Genomic DNA, 18,135 nt, shown 5'->3' with positions numbered 1-18,135 from the left:
CATCTTCGACGGCTACGAGGCCTTCAAGGGCGACATCGAAGGCCGCAAGAACGGCGTGCTGATCAGCCAGGACGACGGCGAGATCGTGACCTACGCGCTGGGCAAGCTGGACGACCGCGGCCGCATGTTCGTGAAGCCGGGCGACCCGGTGTACGAAGGCATGATCGTCGGCATCCACAGCCGCGACAACGACCTGATCGTCAACGCGGTGCGTGCGAAGCAGCTGACCAACTTCCGCGTGTCCGGCAAGGAAGACGCGATCAAGATCACGCCGCCGATCATCCTGACGCTGGAGTACGGCGTCGAGTTCATCGCCGACGACGAGCTGGTCGAGATCACGCCGAAGTCGATCCGCGTGCGCAAGCGCCATCTGAAGGAACACGACCGCAAGCGCGCCTCGCGCAGCGAGTGACATGACCCACGGCCGGGCGGTGGCGGGCATGCTGCTCGTCACGCTGATGTGGAGCATCGCCGGCGTGGTGACGCGCCAGCTCGAATCGGCGCGCAGCTTCGAGGTGACGTTCTGGCGCAGCCTGGCCACCTGCGCGTGCCTGGCCTGCTACTACGCCTGGGCGCATGGCCGCAGCACCTTCGCGCTGCTGCGCGCGGGCGGCCGGCCGCTGTGGATCTCGAGCCTGATGTGGAGCGTGATGTTCACCTGCTTCATGGTGGCGCTCACGCTGACCACGGTGGCCAACGTGCTGATCACGATGGCGCTCGCGCCGCTGATGACTGCCATGCTGGCGCGCTTCACGCTCGGGCATCCGGTCGCGCGGCGCACCTGGGCCGCGATCGTGCTGGCCGGGCTGGGCATTGCCTACATGTACGGGCAGGGCGTCAGCTCGGAGCCGCAGCACGTGATCGGCACGCTGGTCGCGCTGGGCGTGCCCATCGCGAGCGCGATCAACTGGAACACGCTGCAGCGCAGCGGCACGACGGTCGACCTGGTGCCGGCCTTGCTGCTGGGCGCGCTGGTCTCGGCGATCGTCACGCTGCCCTTGTCGCTGCCGCTGCAGGCCTCGGTGCACGACGTGGCGCTGCTCGGGCTGCTGGGGCTGGTGCAGCTGGCCATCCCGTGCGTGCTGGCGGTGCGGCTGGCCCGCCACCTGCCGGCGCCGGAGATGTCGCTGCTGGCGCTGCTGGAGATCGTGTTCGGCATCGCGTGGGCGTGGCTGGGCACGAGTGAGCAGCCGTCGATGGCGGTGATCGTCGGCGGCAGCCTGGTGCTGGGCACCTTGTTCGTCAATGCATGGGTCGGGTTGCGGGAGGCGCGGGCATGAGTGGTTCGTCTTTCATCGTGGCGCAGGTGCAGGGCGGTATCGGCCTGCTGACGCTGAACCGGCCGCAGGCGCTGAACGCACTGTCGCTGCCGATGATCCGCGACATCACGCGCGCGCTGCTCGCGTGGCGGGATGACGCTGCCGTGCAGGCCGTCGTCGTGCGCGGCGCGACATTGGAAGGCAAGGGCGTGGCCTTCTGCGCCGGCGGCGACATCCGCTTCTTCCACCAGGCGGCGCTGGCCGGCAACCCCGAGCTGGAAGACTTCTTCACCGAGGAATACGCACTCAACCACCTGATCCACAGCTACCCGAAGCCGTACGTCGCGCTGATGGACGGCATCGTGATGGGCGGCGGCATGGGGATCTCGCAGGGCGCGTCGCTGCGCGTGGTGACCGAGCGCACGAAGATGGCGATGCCGGAGACGCACATCGGGCTGTTCCCGGATGTGGGCGGCGGCTGGTTCCTGGCGCGCTGCTCGGGGCGGCTGGGGGAATACCTGGCGCTGACGGGGCAGATTCTTGGTGCGGGCGATGCGATTGCGTGCGGGCTGGCGGATGTGTGTGTTCCCAGTGGGGACCTGTCGGCATTGGTCGAGGCGCTGGTGGATCAGCCGCATGAGAACGCGGCACAACTCCACGCCGCGGTGCGAGCGCGGGCGGTGGCCCCGGCTGCGACGACGGTACTGGATCGCGCGGAGATCGACCGGCACTTCGCGGCCGAGTCGCTGATCGGCATCGTCGAATCGCTGCGCGGCGACGGCAGCGACTGGGCACAGGCCACGCTCGCGACGCTGGCCAAGCGCTCGCCGTTGATGATGGCGGTGACGCTGGAGCAGGTGCGGCGCGCCCGCGCGATGACGCTCGCCGACGACCTGCGCATGGAGCGCGACCTGGTGCGCCGCTGCTTCCACCTGTGCCCCGGCGCGGCGAGCGAGACGGTGGAGGGCATCCGCGCGCTGGCGGTCGACAAGGACCACAGCCCGCGCTGGAACCCGGCACGCATCGAGGACGTGACGCCGGCGATGGTGGCGGCGTTCTTCGAGAGCCCGTGGCCTGCGCATGCGCATCCGCTGCGCACGCTGACCGACGAGTAGGGCTTCCCCCGAGCGCCTGGGAGCAGACCGCGCCCTAGCATCGGCCTCACCCCCCAGGAGAGGCCCATGAAGCAGCTGTCCGGTCTGGACGCGTCCTTCCTTTACATGGAGACGCCGGAGATGCCGATGCATGTCGGCGCGTTGCATCTGTTCGAGTTGCCGGCCAGCTACAAGGGCAGCTTCCTCGACGACGTGCGGCGCCACATCGGTTCCCGCCTGCCGCTCGCGCCGGCGCTGAGCCGCAAGCTCGCGTGGATGCCGTTCAACCTGGCCAACCCGGTGTGGGTCGATGCGGCGCCCGACCTCGCGCAGCACATCGTCGGCATCAAGCTGCCGAAGGGCAGCGGGCTGGCCGAACTCGACGAGCAGGTCAGCCAGCTGCACCCCGTGCTGCTCGACCGCGACCGCCCGTTGTGGAAGTTCCATGTCTTCGAAGGCCTCGCGCCCGGGCCGGACAAGACCCGGCGCGTCGGCCTCTACACCCAGCTGCACCACGCCGCCGTCGACGGCCAGGCCGCGATCGCGCTGGCCCAGGCCATCCTCGACGTGCAGGCCACGCCGTGCAGCATCGAGCGCGAGGCACGCCCCGCGAAGAAGCTGGACATCGGCCTCGCCGACATGCTGAGCGGCGTGCTCGCGAACCAGTTGCAGCAGTACGGCAACCTGGTGAAGGCCTTGCCGTCGACGGTCGGCGCGCTCTCCCAGGTGGCCACGCAAGGCGTGCGCAGCGTGGCCGGCAGGGCGGTGGCCCAGGTGCGCGGCAGCACTGGCGGCGCATCGATCGGCCTCGCGCCGCGCACGCGCCTCAACGCCTCGGTGACCGACGGCCGCGCCTTCGCCGGCGTCAGCCTGCCGATCGCGCAGATCAAGGCGCTGCGCCGCGCGCACGGCGCGACGCTGAACGATGTCGTGCTGATGCTGTGCGGCGGCGCGCTGCGGCGGCACTTTTTGCAGCACGGCCCGCTGCCGCGCAAGTCGATGGTGGCGGCGGTGCCGGTGTCCACCCGCGCGGCCGGCGACACGACCGCGAACAACCAGGCCTCGATGACGGTCGTCAACCTCGGCACCCATGTCGCCGACCCGATGGAGCGCCTGCTGTACGTCAAGGCCGCCAGCGCCGCAATGAAATCCACGCTAGGCAGCGTCAAGAGCCTGATGCCCACCGATTTCCCGTCGCTCGGCGTGCCGTGGCTGATGAGCACCGTCACCTCGCTGTATGGCAAGGCGAAGGTGGCCGACCGGCTCCCGCCGATCGCCAACGTCGTGATCTCCAACGTGCCCGGGCCGGCGTTTCCGCTGTACATGGCCGGCGCGCGCATGCTGACCAACTACCCGGCGTCGATCGTCGTCCATGGCGTCGCGCTCAACATCACGGTGCAGAGCTACGACCAATCGCTGGATTTCGGCTTGATGGCGTGCGCGAAGGCGATGCCCGAGGTGGCGGAACTCGCCGAGCATCTGCAGGAAGCACTGGCCGAGTTGCTGGCGCTGCCGGCCACCAGCGAGCCTGTCGCCAAGGCGACACCCGAGCCCGCATCCAGGCCAGCACCCAAGCCCCGGCCGAAGGCCACCGCCAAGCCTAGGGCCAAGGCTCCAGCCAAAGCCGCCGCCGCCGGCTGATTGCCCACTAAGATGCAAGCGTATTCACGACGGCCCGACGYGGCCCCCCACCATGCCTCGTGACGGCGCGCAGCAGTCTTCCCACGACGATCTGAAGGCCCCCAATGCCTTGCTCCTGATGCTCGAAGGGCGCGCGCCCTGGGAGTTCGCGGCGATGCTCGCGTCGTCCCCGGTGCTCAACCGCGCGCTCGACAAGCTGCCGCCCGGCGATGGCCACCCGGTGCTGGTCTTCCCGGGTCTCGCCGCCGCCGATTTCACGACCGTGCCGTTGCGCAACTTCCTGCGCGACCGCGGCTACGTGCCTTACCCGTGGGAGCAGGGCTTCAATTTCGGCCCGCGCGAGGGCGTGCTCGAGCGCTGCGCCGAGACGCTCGACCTGCTGCACCGCCGCCACCAGCAGCCGGTCAGCCTGATCGGCTGGAGCCTGGGCGGCGTGTACGCGCGCGAGGTCGCGAAGGTGCGCCCGCAGCAGACGCGCTGCGTGATCACGCTCGGCACCCCGTTCACTGGCCACCCGCGGGCGACCAACGCATGGCGCCTCTACGAATGGGTCAGCGGCCAGAGCGTGCACGACCCGGCCCTGCTCGAGCAGGTGCGCCGGCCGCCGCCGGTGCCTACCACCTCGATCTACTCGCGCACCGACGGCGTCGTCGCGTGGCAGTGCAGCATCAACGAGGCATCGCCGCAGGCCGAGAACATCGAGGTGCATGCCAGCCACATGGGCATGGGCATGAACCCGCTGGCGCTCTATGCGATCGCCGACCGGCTCGCGCAGGACCCGGCGCACTGGCGGCGCTTCGAGGCCGATGGTGCGCGGCGGTGGTTCTTCAAGACCGCCGCGGCATGAAGCTCGCGGCCAACGGCATTTCGCTCGAGGTCGAAGACCATGGTTCGCCGCAGGGCGAGCCGCTGCTGCTGGTGATGGGCCTGGGCATGCAGTTGACGGCCTGGCCCGACGAGCTGGTGCAGATGCTGGTGGCCAGGGGCTTCCGCGTGATCCGCTTCGACAACCGCGACGCCGGCCTGAGCCAGGGTTTCGATGCGCTGGGCGTGCCCAACCTGCCGCTGGCCGCGATGAAGTACGCCTTGCACCTGCCGATACGCCCGCCGTATCCGCTGCGCGCGCTGGCCGACGATGCGGCCGGCGTGCTCGATGCGCTGGGCATCGCGCAGGCGCATGTGTGCGGCGCGTCGATGGGCGGCATGGTTGCGCAGCTGATGGCCATTCACCATCCGCAGCGCGTGAAGAGCCTGACGCTGATGATGACCACCACCGGCGCGCGCCGGCTGCCGACGGCCACGCCCGAGGTGCGGCGTGCGCTGCTGAGCCGCCCGGAGGATCCGCACAACCCCGAATCGGTGGCGGCGCACCTGGGCCGCTTCATGCACCTGATCGGCAGCCCGGGCTACCGGCCCGATCCGCAGTGGATGCAGGACAAGCTGCGCGCCGCGGTGGCGCGGGCCTGGCGGCCGGCGGGCACCGGGCGGCAGCTGGTCGCGATCGTGGCCGATGGCGACCGCAGTGCGCGGCTGGCGCCGATCAGCGTGCCGTGCCGCGTGATCCACGGCCAGGCCGACCCGCTGGTGCCGGTGGCGGCCGGGCACGACCTGGCGCGCAAGATCCGCGGTGCGCAGCTCGACCTCGTCGATGGCATGGGGCACGACCTGCCGCTGCCGCTGCTGCCGCGGTTCGCCGACGGCATCGAACTTGCCGCCGGGCGGGCTTGATCAGCGACGGATCTCGGTCCAGGCGTTCTTGCGGGAGGGGATGGCCTGGCACAGCTTCAGAGGCGAGGTCTTGATCAAGCCCGACCCGACGGTCGTCATGCCCGTGATGCCGCTGGAGCGGCAACTGCTGGAGCCAGACGACCCGCTGGCGATGCCGGACGACGCCGTGCGCAGCAGCGTCATCTTCGACGACATGTCGGTGCTGGAGATCGTTTCGCTGACGTAGCCGACGCCGGGGATGCCGGAGCCCTTGCTCATGGCGAGCACATAGAAGCGAGAGCTGGCTGCGCAGTTCGAGATGGTCGACTTGTTGGTCACCACCACCACGGCGGTGTAGCCGATCGACGGCGCCGCGTTGACGACCTCGCCGTCGGGCAGGTCGATGTACCAKCCCCGGCTGGTGGTCCAGTTGACGCTGTTGCCGGTCGTCTGGTCGATGGAGCTGTCGTAGAGCTGTCTGGTCAGGCTGCCGCGCGGGTTGGTGAGTTCGTCGCCGTCCGAGATCGCGTAGACCGTTTGCGTGCCGGGCGTGCTCGAGAGGTCCGTGAAACCGAGCATGCGGCCGGTCCCGACGAAGAGGGTCCGTTTCCCGTTCTGGTAGACGAGGGCAGGGGCGGCGGTGATCGGCTGCGCGGTGCCGGAGGCATCCAGCAGCGTGGCCACGCGATTGACCAGGCTGTTGACGAGATCGAAGCGCCACAGGTTGCCGCGCTCGTCGCCGCCGTAGACATACTGGACCGAACCGTCGTCCTCGAAGTACGGCGAGAACTGCGCGAAACCCGGGTCGCCCGACGCCCCCGCCGGGGTGGCCAGCGTGGCCTGCAGAGCCCCGGTGAGGGCATCCAGCACGAAGAGCCGGCCGATGCCGTCCTGCGCGGCGTTGTTGTAGCCGCTGCTCAGCAGGGCGACCGAGCTGGTCGCCCCCTTGATCCGGACGATGCGGGGGGCACCGATGGACAGCCCCATCTGGTTCCTGACCGTTGCCGAGGTGTTGTCGTTGGGGAACTCCCACTTCACGCGACCTGCCAGTGCGGCATCGCTGGTGATGGCCGACGCGTTCGTCACATTCAGCGCATACCAGCCGGTGCCCGCCGAGCCGCGGCCGCCGAGCAGGATCTCCTGGCCGGAAACCGTCACCAGCGTGGGGGTGGCGTCGAGCTGGGCGTTGAAGCGGTAGCTCTTCTGGCTGGTGGCACCGAGGCCGGTGAGCACGAAGCCGGGAATGTAGCTCCACCGCTCCTGCCCATCGGCAGCGTTGAAGGCATGCAGCATGCCTTCGTTGGAGGCCTGGAAGACCGTGCCGCCATCGCGGCTGATGATCGGAGATGCATTGATGATCGCGCCCAGCAGCGAGCTGCGCTGGCGCCAGGTGCTGCCTTCGCCGCTGCGGTTGCCGCGCAGGTAGTCGACGAGGTCGCTCGTGCTGCCATAGGTGCTGCCGGGGTTGAGCTTCGCGCCCACGGCGGTGGCGGTGAAGGGCTGGCCGGTGGCGCCGTCGTAGGTGGCGATGCTGCGACCTGTCCAGTTCCTGCTGGACAACTGGGAGCTTGCCGTCCAGGTCGTCGCGGCGCTGACCGCGCCGGTCGTGCTGTCGATCGCGTTGGCGCTCAGGTCGCCGGTCCAGCCGCTGACGTTGTAGCTGGTCACGTAGACCTTGCCGTCGCTTCGAATCAAGTTGGCTGAACCGACACTCGCGCTGGCCTGGCCGGCGCGCTGCGCCCGGATCGCATCGAAGGCGGAGTGCATGGCGGTGGCGGTGGCATCGGGCGTTGTGGCGAGAAACATCTCGCCGCGGCCGTTGACCGTGGCGTGCCATAGCTCGTCGATGGCCCCTGCATTGGCACCGGGAATGCCGAAGGTGGTGGCGGGCCAGAAGCTGGTGGGTGAACTGGCGGTCGGCGCCGCCGTGGCTGGCCACAGGTTGCCGCTGGACCCGAGCGACACGGCATAGGTCGTCATGTGCGGGTTCGAATTCTTGTCGGCGTCGGAGGTCGGTACCTTGCCCTTCACCATGGTGGGTTGCAGATTGTTGGTGTAGTAGGCCAGCGCCAGGTCGGCGAGCGTGCCAGCGTGGGTCGTGGCGAACGGCGCGACATTGCTGCCGTACGTCGTGGCGCTGTAGCTGGGCACGGTGGGGGCGTCATCGTCGGCGTAGCCATCGGTGGCGATCAGTGCGGCGTTGCGCTGGCATGCGTACCTCACAACCCCGCTACCGCTGAATTGCTCGCCGATGAACTTCATCGTCGTCCGCGTCGGCGTTCCGCCCGCCCTATTGTTCATGTAGAACGGGGCAAGCGCAGCCTGATATCCGCTGCTCTGGTCGGTTGAGTCCAGGTCGTACATCGTTGGAGCGAGCCGATCCTGGAAGGCGACGACACCGACGTTGATGCCATCGATGCGCTGCAGGATCGTGCCCATCGACGCCGCCAGGACGTACTTGCGTTTTCGGAAGTACTGGAACCAGTTGGCGAAGTTCTGCAACTCGTCTGCGTAGCTGCGGCCGGAGGGGAAGGTCCTGCCCGGTTTGATTTCATACCGCTTCAATGTCATGCCGTCGTAGGCCAAGGCACAGGTCGGATCATCAGGAGACACGGTGCAATCTTCACGAATCCAGAAGGTGGCCGGGTAGTAGCTGAAGGAGAATTCTTGCCCTGCTGTGAGATCGCCCACGACGGTCTCCACAGCCTGGACAGTGGAGCAATCGCCCGTCCCCCAGGCGGCACCTTTCTCGATGCGCTGGCCTGTGTACAGGGAAAACTTCTGTCCAACTCCGGTGTCGCAATGTTGTCGCGTCAAATCGAAAGTGCTCGAACCGATAACGGGATGTGACCGTGTGGCACCGGGATTCGCGTTGACGAAGGTCCTCAGCGAGGATCCATCGAAATAGCTCGCCCAGGGACGGTAGGTGACGCTTGTGTCGTAGTAGATCCGGTTGTAGCTGCTGGAACGCGTGAACGCGAACTCCTTGGTGGGAGGGATGGGCGAAAGGTCTGTCGCGGAATACAAAAGCGTACCTGGGGTCGTGCTGCTCTGTCCATTGGGAAACAGATAGGTGTATCGCGCGGTTAAGCTGTTTTTGTCGAGAAGCGAACCGTTGGAAAAACTTTGCCTGCGAGGCTGGTCCCAATACAAGAACCCGCTGTTCGTGCCGTTGAACAGCACCTCTGCATCCATCGACCCGGAATCATCCATCCCGATGATCACGTTCGGCTTGACCAGCACGCTGGCCTTCAGCGGCCGGGTCGCCACGTCGGTGGCGTGCGCCGACGGGAGTCCCAGCAGAAGCAACGACACCCACAGGGCGCCCGGGCGATTGATGAAGAACGACATGGTCACATCCTCTCGAGCGAAGCTCAGTTGCTGCCCTTGGTCACCAGGGCCTGCACATAGACGGTCGTGTTGCGCTCGTCGGTGACGCGGGTCGTGATGCGGAACTGCGTGGCGTAGGGGTTGTCGAGCTGCTTGTCGCGGTCGCCCGGGTCTTCGGCGCGATTGACCGGCATGTCGACTTCCTTCAGCAGGCACTGCCTGGTGGCGTCGGTGATGGCAGCGGTGGTGTAGTCGCACACGCGCTCAACGTAGTAGCTCACGGTCATCGCGCCTGCAGCGCTGGCGGGTGCGTCGCTCCAGGCCACCGAGTTCGGCAACCCTTGCGCCGTCTGGCTCTGGTCGAGCGTGCGCCGGTACCAGGTGGTGGCGCTGGTCGACTCCTCATCCGTGAGCCCCTTCACCGCGGCATAACCGTTGTTGACCCCGACCTCGGCGGCCTGCAACGCCGCGGCGCGGCTGGCCAGGTTGCCGGCCAGCAGCGTGCCGCTATCGGTTATGCGGGCGAGCGCCAGGCCGCTGAGCATCAGCGTGGCCAGCACGATCAGCACCAGGAACAACGAACCGCCGCGTTGGTGTCGGGCGCGTGGGTTCATTTCAGGCCTCCGGTGATGTTTCGAAGCGGGATCACGGTGCTCACCAGGCGGTAGCGGTAGCACTTGTCGGCGGCGGTCAGCGCATAGCTTTCGCCGGTCATCAAGGTCGGCGCGGTGTTTGTCGCCTCGCACACGCCGGTGCTCGCCTTGGGCTTCTCGGGCTGGGGGCTGCGCAGCAGCAGCTGCACGCGCATCGCCAGGATCCGGCCGAGGTGGGCGCTGTCGACCGTGGCCCATTCGGTGCTCGGGGTCGGGTTGACCCAGCTGTCCAGCGCGCGCGAGCTGGTCGACGCCGCAACACCGTACTGCACGCGGAATGCCATCACGTTGCGGGCCAGCGTGGCCGTGGTGCCGGCGATCCGATCCGTCTGCTGCAGCGTGTTGTTCGCCACGCTGTAGCGGTAGGCGGACAAGGCGCCCAGCAAGGCGATGCGGTCGCCGGCGGCGTAGCTGGTCGAGGCCGAGAACGTGGCCTGGTTGTACGCGCCATCGCTGCCCGACGACCCGAAACTCAGCTGCTCGTAGGTGTCGGTCGTGGCGGCGGTGATGCCGGTGATCGAACGCACCGTGCAGGGCGCGCCGGCGGTGGCGGGCGACAGCAGCACCACCTGCCCCGTCGAGGCGGGCAGATGCGTCTTCAACGACGCGGCGGTGGCGGTGGCACTGAGCAGCGGCACCTCGGTGCCGCCATAGACGCTGGACGCATGCATCACGTCCAGCGTGTCGAACAGGCCGCTCGACGGGCGCGTGACGTTCAACGGCGAGAAGGCCGCACCGTCGCCGAGCACGGTGCTGCCGTGGCTGAGGTTCAGCCTCTCGCAGCGGAAGCTGCTGCTGCCGAAGAAGCCCAGCCCGGCCGGCAGCGTCTGTGTGCGCAAGATCTCGATGGCCGACGAGCCGCTGCTCGTCACGCTGGAGGTGCCGACGGCCTGGCGCTGCGTCGCGGCGTAGCTGATCGCCATCCCCATCGCCACGAGCCCGATCAGCAACGCGACGACGATGCCGACCAGCAGTTCGATCAGCGAGGTGCCGCGCTGCCCGGCGCGGCACGGCGTGTCATTGGCGCACATCGGTGGTCACCGTGACGTTGTGGGTATCGGCGATCGACTGGCCGCCCAGCGTGGTGGCCTTGGCGGCCCAGCTCACCACCACCCTGAAGCGCCCGGTCGAGCTGTCCAGCGTGACGACGGCGCTGGGCTGGACACTGGAATGCGTGGGCAGCGAGGCCAGTGCCGCGGTTCTCCAGGTGGTTGCACTCGTGGATGCCGTCGTGCTGGAACAGGTGCCCGTGGCCGGCGCGGTATAGCAGGCCGCGTTGGCGCTGTCGGCCAGCACCGTGCCGAGCAGTTCCTCGGCCGCACGCGAGGCGGCCAGCCGCACCTGCATCTCGCTGCCTTGGGTGATGAGCCGGCCCTGCATGCGGGTCATGCCGAGCATGCCGAAGGCCAGCATGCTCAGTGCGACCAGCGCATCGATCAGGCCGATGCCGCGTTGACGAGAGATCAATTGCATGAGGTGTTGTCTCCACACAGGCGGATGCCGCCGCCGGCATCCAGGCGCAGGCCAGGGCAGCGGATGTCGGCAGAGCAGGTCGCGTTCGCCATCCGCAGGTTGATGGAGGCATCGGCGGCAGGGCGGCCGGAGCTGTCGAGGGCGACGGTCACGTCGGCCGTGGCCGACACGCCGTCGGGCTGCGCGCGCTGCCGGACCGTGGTGCCGCCGGCGTCCGTGACGCTGACCGAGGTGCCGGAGACCACCAGCGACAGCGCCGCGTTGCGCTTGATTGCCTCGCTCTGCGCGTACAGCGCATCGGCGAGCAGCGTGTTGCCGGCCTCGCGCAGCTTGCTGTTGCGCAGGTAGTCGGCAAAGGCCGGCATGCCGGCGGCGATCAGGATCGCCGAGATCGTCAGCGCGACCAGCGACTCGATCAGTGAGTAGCCGCGCTGCTGCAGAGTCACCCTTCGCATGTCGACCCCCGGGTGGACCAGCAGTTGCTGGTGGGCGTGCCCTTCGGGTGGGCCTCGGTCTTGCGCGTTCCCGCGTAGTCGATCGAGTAGTTGTAGCCGGCGAGTCGGCCGCTGCCGGTGGCGGTGAGCTTGTACTGGGTGGTGCTGGTGAGCGCGCAGCTGAAGCTGAAACTGTCGACGCCGCTCGGCGCGGTGAGTGCGCAAGCGGTGGCATTGCTGTTGCCGTAGCTGGCGTTGTCCTGGTAGTACTGCTCCATGCGGATCGCATAGGCCGACAAGGCATCGAGCCCGGCCGGCACGCGCGATCGCTTGAGGTAGTCGGTGTAGGCGGGGAGGGCGATCTTCGCGAGGATCGCGACGATGGCAACGGCGATCATCAGTTCGATCAGCGTGAAGCCGCGGTGGGAGGGCTGTGGCATCGGAGTCGTTCGAAGCAGCCTCGAGAGAGGCGATGGCGCAATGTAGACAAGACAAGGCGCTCCGATACATCCGCTCACACTAGTTGACATTCCCTCGCCCGCCGACTGCGCACGCCGTCACGAAGCGGCCTCTGGAAGGGGCATTGGCGGTGCATGGACAATGGCGTCTTTGCCGCTTTCTGTGACGCCGATGTCCGCTCCCGCGATGACTGCATCCCCCTGGCGCCTGTCCGTCGCCCCGATGATGGATTGGACCGATCGCCACTGCCGCTACTTCCACCGCCTGCTGACGAAGCAGACGCGCCTCTACACCGAGATGGTGACGACCGGCGCGCTGATCCATGGCGACCGGCCGCGCCACCTCGATTTCAATGCCGAGGAGCACCCGGTGGCGCTGCAGCTCGGCGGCAGCGAGCCGGCCGACCTGGCCTTCTGCGCGAAGCTGGCCGAGCAATGGGGCTACGACGAGGTCAACCTGAACTGCGGCTGCCCGAGCGAGCGCGTGCAGCGCGGTGCGTTCGGCGCCTGCCTGATGAACGAGCCCGCGCTGGTGGCCGACAGCGTGAAGGCGATGCGCGATGCGGTGTCCATCCCGGTGACGGTGAAGCACCGCATCGGCATCGACCAGGACGAGCGCTACGGCTTCGTGCGCGACTTCGTCGGCCAGATCGCCGAAGCCGGCTGCGAGGTCTTCATCGTGCATGCGCGCAATGCGTGGCTGAAGGGCCTGAGCCCGAAGGAGAACCGCGAGGTGCCGCCGCTGCGCTACGAGACGGTGCACCACCTGAAGCGCGATTTCCCGCACCTGACGATCGTGCTGAACGGCGGCGTCACGACGCAGGAGCAGATCACCGAGCAGCTGCAGCACCTCGACGGCGTGATGCTGGGCCGCGAGGCGTATCACAACCCGTGGCTGATGTCGCAGTGGGACGCGCTGTTCTTCGGCGTGCCGCACCACGAGCTCGACCGCGCGGCCATCGAGCAGCAGATGGTCGACTACATGGAGCGCGTCGGGCTGAAGGGCGAGCCGTGGTCGCGCGTCGTGCGCCACATGCTGGGCCTGCGCAACGGCCTGCCCGGCGCCCGCCGCTGGCGCCAGGTGTGGTCGGACCACAAGCTCAAGACGGAGCCCGCGCGCGCGGTCGCACGCATCGCGCGCAGCGAATCAGTCCCGGCGTGAACGCGACGGCCAGGTCGCCAGCAGCACGCCGGCGATCGCGAGGCCGAACGCCGCCGCCTGCGTCACGCTGATCCGCTCGCCGAGGAACACCACGCCGACCACTGCCGCGCTGATCGGCAGCAGCACCGTGAAGATCCCCGCCGACGAGGCCGGCACGTGGCGCAGCCCGGTCATCCACAGCCACACGGTGACCATGCTGGCCGCGAGCGAATAGAAGAGCAGCAGCGACCACGACGCCACCGGCACCGCGCCGAACGCGAACGACCACGCCTGCCACAGCCCGAACGGCGTCACCAGCGCCAGCCCCCACAGGTTGACCAGCGCGCTGATGCGCTTGGCCGAGACGTTGCCGGCGAGCTTCTTGCCCATCACCACGTACGAGGCCTCGCACAGCACCGCACCGAACAGCAGCAGGTTGCCGAGCAGCGAGCTGCCCTTGTCTTCACCGCCATGCGCCACCACCGAGACCAGCGCGATGCCGCCCACCGCGCACGCGATGCCCGCGGCGACGCGCGGCAGGATGCGCTCCTTCAGGAACAGCCGCGACAGGATCGCCACCGCCGCCGGGATCGCCGCCATGATCACGCCGGCCGCCAGTGCCGAGCTCATGCCGACGCCGAACAGCATGCAGATCGAGAACAGGAAGTTGCCGAAGAACGATTCGAAGAACAGCAGCACGCGGTCGTGTCGGCTCAGCGGCGTTTCGCCGGGCCGGCGCCGCACCCAGCCGGCCATCGCGACGGCCGCCATGCCGAAGCGCAGCCAGGCCAGCAGGAACACCGGGAACACCGCAAGCAGCAGCTTCGACAGGCCCACATAGCTGCCCACCAGGGCCATCGAGCTGCCGAGGCAGAGGTAGGCCAGCCACGGCGCGTGCGCAGGGCCGGCGGCCGCAGAGGCCGAGGTCGGAGAGGTCATTCGGGAATTGGGTGGGGGACGGATCAAAAGGCGCTAGCGTACCGCGCGATCTCCCAGCCGCTGACGTGGCGCGCGTACTCGGTCCACTCGGCGCGCTTCAGGCGGATGAACTCGCCGGCCAGCGTCTCGCCGAGCGCAGCACGGATCACCGCATCGCCTTCCAGCGCCGTGACGGCCTCGCCCAGGCTCTGCGGCAGCAGGCCGATGCCGCGCTCGCGGATCTGCGCGAGCGACAGCTGGAACAGGTCGTCGTTGCAGGCCGGGCCGGGGTCGAGCCGGCGCTCGATGCCGTCGAGGCCGGCCGCGATCAGCGCCGCGGTGGCCAGGTACGGGTTCGCCGATGCATCCGGCACGCGCCATTCGAATCGGCCGTTCAGCGTGCGCACCAGCGCGGTCCGGTTGTTCGGGCCGTGCGCCACGTAGGCGGGTGCCCAACTCGTGCCCGACAGCGATTCGCCGACCACCAGCCGCTTGTAGCTGTTGACCGTCGGCGCGGCCAGCGCACACAGCGCGGCCGAATGCGCCAGCACGCCGGCGATGAACTGCATCGCCAGCGTCGACAAAGCTTGCTGCCGATCAGCGAACACGCAATCGCCCCCGGCCCACAGCGACACATGGAAGTGCATGCCGCTGCCCGGCTGGTTCGCGAACGGCTTGGGCATCATCGAGAAGATGCTGCCGTGCTGCTCGGCCAGCGCCTGCGCGGCCATCTTGAACAGCATCAGGTGATCCGCGCTCGCCAGCGCCTCGGCATGGTGGAAGTTCAGCTCGTACTGGCCGTGCGCGTCTTCATGGTCGACCTGGAACACGTCGAGGCCGCAGGCCGTCAGCGCGGCGGCGAGCTCGTGCAGCAAGGCGGCCTGGCGCGGCAGCGTCTTCAGGTCGTACGACGGCTTGTCGAGCGCGTCGTGCGCATCGGCCGGGGCGATGCCGCCATCGGCCGTGCGGCGCAGCAGGAAGAACTCCGGTTCGATGCCGGTGCGCAGTGTCCAGCCGCGCTCGGCCAGCCGCGCCACCTGGCGCTTCAGCACCTGGCGCGGGCAGGCGTCGAACGGCTCGCCGGCCACGAAGCCGTCGCAGACGATGCGCRCATAGCCCGGCATCCACGGCAGCGCGCAGGCCGTCTCGGGCTGGCCGCGGCCGTAGTACTCCGAACGCGGGCCGGTGCGCGGCAAGCCGGTGCCCCAGATCGACGGGCCCGCGAAGCCCGCGCCTTCGACCAGCAGGCTCTCGAGATGCGCGAGCGGCACGTACTTGCCCTTGGCGACACCGTGCACATCGGTGAACTGCGCAACCAGCGTGTGGACGCCCTCGGCCTGCAGGCGCTCCCGGAGCTCCTTCATGCACCGGCCGCAGCGGCAGCGGCCCGCAGCGACGCCTGCAGGATCGCGATCGCCTCGGTGAAGTGCGCTTCGGGGATCGTCAGCGGGAACAGGAAGCGGATCACGTTGGCATCGACGCCGCAGCTCAGCAGGATCAGCCCGCGCTGCAGCGCCTCGGCCTGCACCTGTTTCGTGAACGCGGCATCCGGCTCTTCGGTGCCCGCGCGGTTGAACTGCACCGCCACCATCGCGCCCAGCCCGCGCACGTCGGCGATCTGCGGCACGGCCGGGCGCAGCTCGTTCAGCACCGCCTTCAGCCGGTCGCCCAGCGCCTGGCCGCGCGCCGGCAGCTGCTCGTCGTGCATCACGCCGATCACCGCCTGCGCGGCGGCGATCGCCAGCGGGTTGCCGGCATAGGTGCCGCCGAGGCCGCCGGGGGCCGGCGCGTCCATGATCTCGGCCCGGCCGGTCACCGCCGACAGCGGCAGCCCGGCGGCCAGCGATTTCGCGCTGACGAGGATGTCCGGCTGCACGTCGGGGAAGTGCTCCATCGCGAACAGCCGGCCGGTGCGGCCGAACCCGGTCTGCACCTCGTCGGYGATCAGCACGATGCCGTGCTCGTCGCACAGCGCGCGCAGCCAGCGCAGCGCCTCGGCCTGGATCACGTTGAAGCCGCCTTCGCCCTGCACCGGCTCGAACACGATGGCCGCCACGCGCGAGGGCTCGATGTCGGCCTTGAACAGGTGCTGGACGGCCTTCTGCGTTTCGGCGAGGCGCGTGCCCTCGGCGGGGAAGGGCGCGTGGTAGATCTCGGGCGGGAACGGGCCGAAGCCAGCCTTGTAGGGCTGCACCTTGCCGGTCAGCGCGACAGCGAACAGGCTGCGGCCGTGGAAGGCGCCGCCGAACGCGATGACGCCAGCCCGCTTCGTGTGGGCGCGGGCGATCTTCACCGCGTTCTCGATCGCCTCGGCGCCGGTGCTGAAGAAGGCAGTCTTCTTCGCATGGCGGCCGGGCGTCAGCGCATTGAGCTGCTCGGCCAGCGCGACGTAGCCCTCGTAGGGCACGACCTGGTAGCAGGTGTGGGTGAAGCGCCTGAGCTGCGCCTCGATCGCGGCGACCACCTTCGGGTGGCGGTGGCCGGTGTTCATCACCGCGATGCCGCCGGCGAAGTCGAGGAAGCGCCGGCCTTCCACATCCCACAGCTCGGCGTTCTCGGCATGGTCGGCGAAGAAGCTGCCCATCACGCCGACACCGCGCGGCGTGGCCGCGGCCTTGCGGGCCATCAGCTGTTCGTTCTGCGAGTGGTTCATGCCAGTCTCCGGGTCAGGGATCGATGCGGATCCAGGTCGTCTTCAGCTCGGTGTACTTGTCGAACGCATGCAGCGACTTGTCGCGCCCGTTGCCGCTCTGCTTGAAGCCGCCGAACGGCACCGTGATGTCGTCCTCGTCGTATTGATTCACATGCACGGTGCCGGCGCGCAGCGCGCGGGCCACGCGGTGCGCGCGGTTGAGGTTGCTGCTCCACACGCTCGCCTGCAGGCCGTAGCTGCTGTCATTCGCCATCGCGATCGCTTCTTCCTCGGTCTTGAAGCGGATCACCGACAGCACCGGCCCGAAGATCTCCTCGCGGGCGATCTTCATCGTGTTGGACACGCCGTCGAACACCGTCGGCTCGACGAAATACCCGCCGCTGTCCTGCCGCGCCTGCCGTCCGCCGGCGGCGAGCCGCGCGCCTTCGTTCTGGCCGGCATCGATGTAGCCCAGCACCGTGCGCAGCTGCGTGTCGTCGACCAGCGCGCCCAGTTCGGTGGCGGCATCGAGCGGGTTGCCCGGCCGGTACTTCGGCGCCTCCGCCGTCACCGTCTTCACGAAGTCGTCGGCGATGCTCTCGTGCACGAACACGCGCGACGGCGCATTGCACGATTCGCCCTGGTTGAAGAACATGCTGCCGGCCACCGTCTGCGCGGCGCGCACCGGGTCGTCGAAATCGGGGAACACGATGAAGGCCGACTTGCCGCCGAGCTCGTTGTAGACGCGCTTCAGGTTGCTGCGCCCGGCGTAGTCGAGCATCTTGCGGCCCACGCGCGTCGAGCCGGTGAAGCCGATCGCATCGACCTCCATGTGCAGCGCGAGCGCCTCGCCGGCCTCGTGGCCGTAGCCCGGCACCACGTTGAACACGCCCTCGGGCAGCCCGGCCTGCAGTGCGAGTTCGGCCAGGCGCAGTGCGGTCAGCGGCGATTTCTCGCTCGGCTTCAGCACCACGCTGTTGCCGGCGGCGAGCGCCGGGCCGAGCTTCCACGAGGCCATGATCATCGGGTAGTTCCACGGCACGATCGCGCCGATCACGCCCATCGGCTCGCGCGTGATCAGCGCCAGCGCACTCTGCGGCGTCGGCGCGATCTCGTCGTAGACCTTGTCGACCGCCTCGGCATACCAGGCGATGCAGCGCGCGGTGGAGGGCACGTCGACGCTCAGGCTGTACTTGATCGGTTTGCCCATGTCGAGCGTCTCGAGCAGGGCCAGCTCTTCCTTGGCGCCGAGGATCAGCTCGGCGAAGCGCTGCAGCACCTTCTTGCGCTGGGCAGGCGCCTTGCGCGACCAGCGGCCGTCGTCGAAGGCGCGGCGTGCCGCGGCCACCGCCGCATCGATGTCGGCCGCCCGGCCGCGCGCCACCTGCGCCAGCG

The 18,135-nt window shown here is 68.7% G+C and carries 16 protein-coding genes and 1 pseudogene; 7 read left to right on the top strand and 10 right to left on the bottom strand.

The window, feature by feature from the left end:
• The 6 genes and pseudogenes from AC1DXV_RS19620 to AC1DXV_RS19595 all read left to right on the top strand — a co-directional run.
• Positions 1 to 412: pseudogene (locus tag AC1DXV_RS19620) on the top strand (translational GTPase TypA); the annotation flags it as partial.
• A gap of 1 nt (position 413) precedes the next feature.
• Positions 414 to 1,280 (top strand): DMT family transporter, encoded by an 867-nt coding sequence (locus AC1DXV_RS19615; RefSeq protein ID WP_477935088.1) that lies wholly within the window; start codon positions 414 to 416, stop codon positions 1,278 to 1,280.
• Entirely contained in the window at positions 1,277 to 2,374 is a 1,098-nt protein-coding gene (locus AC1DXV_RS19610) for an enoyl-CoA hydratase/isomerase family protein (protein ID WP_477935086.1), read from the top strand. Before AC1DXV_RS19615 ends, AC1DXV_RS19610 begins: the two co-directional genes overlap by 4 nt.
• A 66-nt stretch (positions 2,375 to 2,440) precedes the next feature.
• Positions 2,441 to 3,994, top strand: a complete 1,554-nt coding sequence (locus tag AC1DXV_RS19605) for a wax ester/triacylglycerol synthase family O-acyltransferase (RefSeq protein ID WP_477935084.1) — start codon at positions 2,441 to 2,443, stop codon at positions 3,992 to 3,994.
• Positions 3,995 to 4,046: 52 nt separating this feature from the next.
• Positions 4,047 to 4,841, top strand: coding sequence for an esterase/lipase family protein (locus AC1DXV_RS19600; protein ID WP_477872711.1), 795 nt, complete (start codon positions 4,047 to 4,049; stop codon positions 4,839 to 4,841).
• Positions 4,838 to 5,722, top strand: a complete 885-nt coding sequence (locus tag AC1DXV_RS19595) for an alpha/beta fold hydrolase (protein WP_477935082.1) — start codon at positions 4,838 to 4,840, stop codon at positions 5,720 to 5,722. Before AC1DXV_RS19600 ends, AC1DXV_RS19595 begins: the two co-directional genes overlap by 4 nt.
• On the opposite strand, the gene AC1DXV_RS19590 is transcribed toward AC1DXV_RS19595, so the two are convergent.
• The 6 genes from AC1DXV_RS19590 to AC1DXV_RS19565 are packed head-to-tail and all read right to left on the bottom strand — an operon-like array spanning position 5,723 to position 12,031.
• The gene (locus AC1DXV_RS19590) at positions 5,723 to 9,052 is read right to left on the bottom strand and encodes a pilus assembly protein (RefSeq protein WP_477935080.1); all 3,330 of its coding nucleotides are present in this window, start codon (positions 9,050 to 9,052) and stop codon (positions 5,723 to 5,725) included. It lies immediately after the preceding gene.
• A 23-nt stretch (positions 9,053 to 9,075) separates the two neighbouring features.
• Positions 9,076 to 9,645: a pilus assembly PilX family protein gene (locus tag AC1DXV_RS19585; RefSeq protein ID WP_477867771.1), complete on the bottom strand. Its 570-nt coding sequence runs from the start codon at positions 9,643 to 9,645 to the stop codon at positions 9,076 to 9,078.
• Positions 9,642 to 10,715, bottom strand: a complete 1,074-nt coding sequence (locus tag AC1DXV_RS19580) for a PilW family protein (RefSeq protein WP_477867773.1) — start codon at positions 10,713 to 10,715, stop codon at positions 9,642 to 9,644. Before AC1DXV_RS19580 ends, AC1DXV_RS19585 begins: the two co-directional genes overlap by 4 nt.
• The gene (locus tag AC1DXV_RS19575) at positions 10,702 to 11,157 is read right to left on the bottom strand and encodes a type IV pilus modification PilV family protein (protein WP_477867775.1); all 456 of its coding nucleotides are present in this window, start codon (positions 11,155 to 11,157) and stop codon (positions 10,702 to 10,704) included. Before AC1DXV_RS19575 ends, AC1DXV_RS19580 begins: the two co-directional genes overlap by 14 nt.
• Complete coding sequence (locus AC1DXV_RS19570; protein WP_477867777.1) at positions 11,148 to 11,612, bottom strand: GspH/FimT family pseudopilin; 465 nt, start codon at positions 11,610 to 11,612, stop codon at positions 11,148 to 11,150. The genes AC1DXV_RS19575 and AC1DXV_RS19570 overlap by 10 nt, the downstream gene beginning before the upstream one ends.
• Positions 11,600 to 12,031 (bottom strand): type IV pilin protein, encoded by a 432-nt coding sequence (locus AC1DXV_RS19565; protein ID WP_477867779.1) that lies wholly within the window; start codon positions 12,029 to 12,031, stop codon positions 11,600 to 11,602. The genes AC1DXV_RS19570 and AC1DXV_RS19565 overlap by 13 nt, the downstream gene beginning before the upstream one ends.
• A gap of 205 nt (positions 12,032 to 12,236) precedes the next feature.
• Here AC1DXV_RS19565 and dusA point away from each other — a divergent pair, with 205 nt between their 5' ends.
• Positions 12,237 to 13,211 carry a tRNA dihydrouridine(20/20a) synthase DusA gene (gene dusA / locus AC1DXV_RS19560; protein ID WP_477867781.1) on the top strand — a complete coding sequence of 325 codons (975 nt, stop codon included), beginning with the start codon at positions 12,237 to 12,239 and terminating at the stop codon, positions 13,209 to 13,211.
• Here dusA and AC1DXV_RS19555 read toward each other — a convergent pair.
• From AC1DXV_RS19555 to AC1DXV_RS19540, 4 genes are all read right to left on the bottom strand, one after another.
• Complete coding sequence (locus AC1DXV_RS19555) at positions 13,197 to 14,129, bottom strand: DMT family transporter (RefSeq protein ID WP_477935078.1); 933 nt, start codon at positions 14,127 to 14,129, stop codon at positions 13,197 to 13,199. The two genes, dusA and AC1DXV_RS19555, sit on opposite strands and share 15 nt — an antisense overlap.
• 23 nt (positions 14,130 to 14,152) lie before the next feature.
• Positions 14,153 to 15,472: a type III glutamate--ammonia ligase gene (glnT, locus tag AC1DXV_RS19550; RefSeq protein ID WP_477935076.1), complete on the bottom strand. Its 1,320-nt coding sequence runs from the start codon at positions 15,470 to 15,472 to the stop codon at positions 14,153 to 14,155.
• Complete coding sequence (gabT, locus tag AC1DXV_RS19545) at positions 15,469 to 16,761, bottom strand: 4-aminobutyrate--2-oxoglutarate transaminase (RefSeq protein ID WP_477935074.1); 1,293 nt, start codon at positions 16,759 to 16,761, stop codon at positions 15,469 to 15,471. The genes glnT and gabT overlap by 4 nt, the downstream gene beginning before the upstream one ends.
• A gap of 13 nt (positions 16,762 to 16,774) precedes the next feature.
• Positions 16,775 to 18,135: aldehyde dehydrogenase (locus tag AC1DXV_RS19540; RefSeq protein ID WP_477935072.1), on the bottom strand; the 1,361-nt coding region annotated here is incomplete at its 5' end.

Source organism: Rhizobacter sp. P3_C12, from assembly GCF_056402735.1.
This window is presented reverse-complemented; position numbering and strand designations above follow the sequence as displayed.

Bases quoted from the DNA above. Each gene is read 5' to 3' on its own strand.
- AC1DXV_RS19615 (WP_477935088.1), top strand. From the start codon at position 414: ATGACCCACGGCCGGGCGGTGGCGGGCATGCTGCTCGTCACGCTGATG.
- AC1DXV_RS19610 (WP_477935086.1), top strand. From the start codon at position 1,277: ATGAGTGGTTCGTCTTTCATCGTGGCGCAGGTGCAGGGCGGTATCGGC.
- AC1DXV_RS19605 (WP_477935084.1), top strand. From the start codon at position 2,441: ATGAAGCAGCTGTCCGGTCTGGACGCGTCCTTCCTTTACATGGAGACG.
- AC1DXV_RS19600 (WP_477872711.1), top strand. From the start codon at position 4,047: ATGCCTCGTGACGGCGCGCAGCAGTCTTCCCACGACGATCTGAAGGCC.
- AC1DXV_RS19595 (WP_477935082.1), top strand. From the start codon at position 4,838: ATGAAGCTCGCGGCCAACGGCATTTCGCTCGAGGTCGAAGACCATGGT.
- AC1DXV_RS19585 (WP_477867771.1), bottom strand. From the start codon at position 9,645: ATGAACCCACGCGCCCGACACCAACGCGGCGGTTCGTTGTTCCTGGTG.
- AC1DXV_RS19580 (WP_477867773.1), bottom strand. From the start codon at position 10,715: ATGTGCGCCAATGACACGCCGTGCCGCGCCGGGCAGCGCGGCACCTCG.
- AC1DXV_RS19575 (WP_477867775.1), bottom strand. From the start codon at position 11,157: ATGCAATTGATCTCTCGTCAACGCGGCATCGGCCTGATCGATGCGCTG.
- AC1DXV_RS19570 (WP_477867777.1), bottom strand. From the start codon at position 11,612: ATGCGAAGGGTGACTCTGCAGCAGCGCGGCTACTCACTGATCGAGTCG.
- AC1DXV_RS19565 (WP_477867779.1), bottom strand. From the start codon at position 12,031: ATGCCACAGCCCTCCCACCGCGGCTTCACGCTGATCGAACTGATGATC.
- dusA (WP_477867781.1), top strand. From the start codon at position 12,237: ATGACTGCATCCCCCTGGCGCCTGTCCGTCGCCCCGATGATGGATTGG.
- AC1DXV_RS19555 (WP_477935078.1), bottom strand. From the start codon at position 14,129: ATGACCTCTCCGACCTCGGCCTCTGCGGCCGCCGGCCCTGCGCACGCG.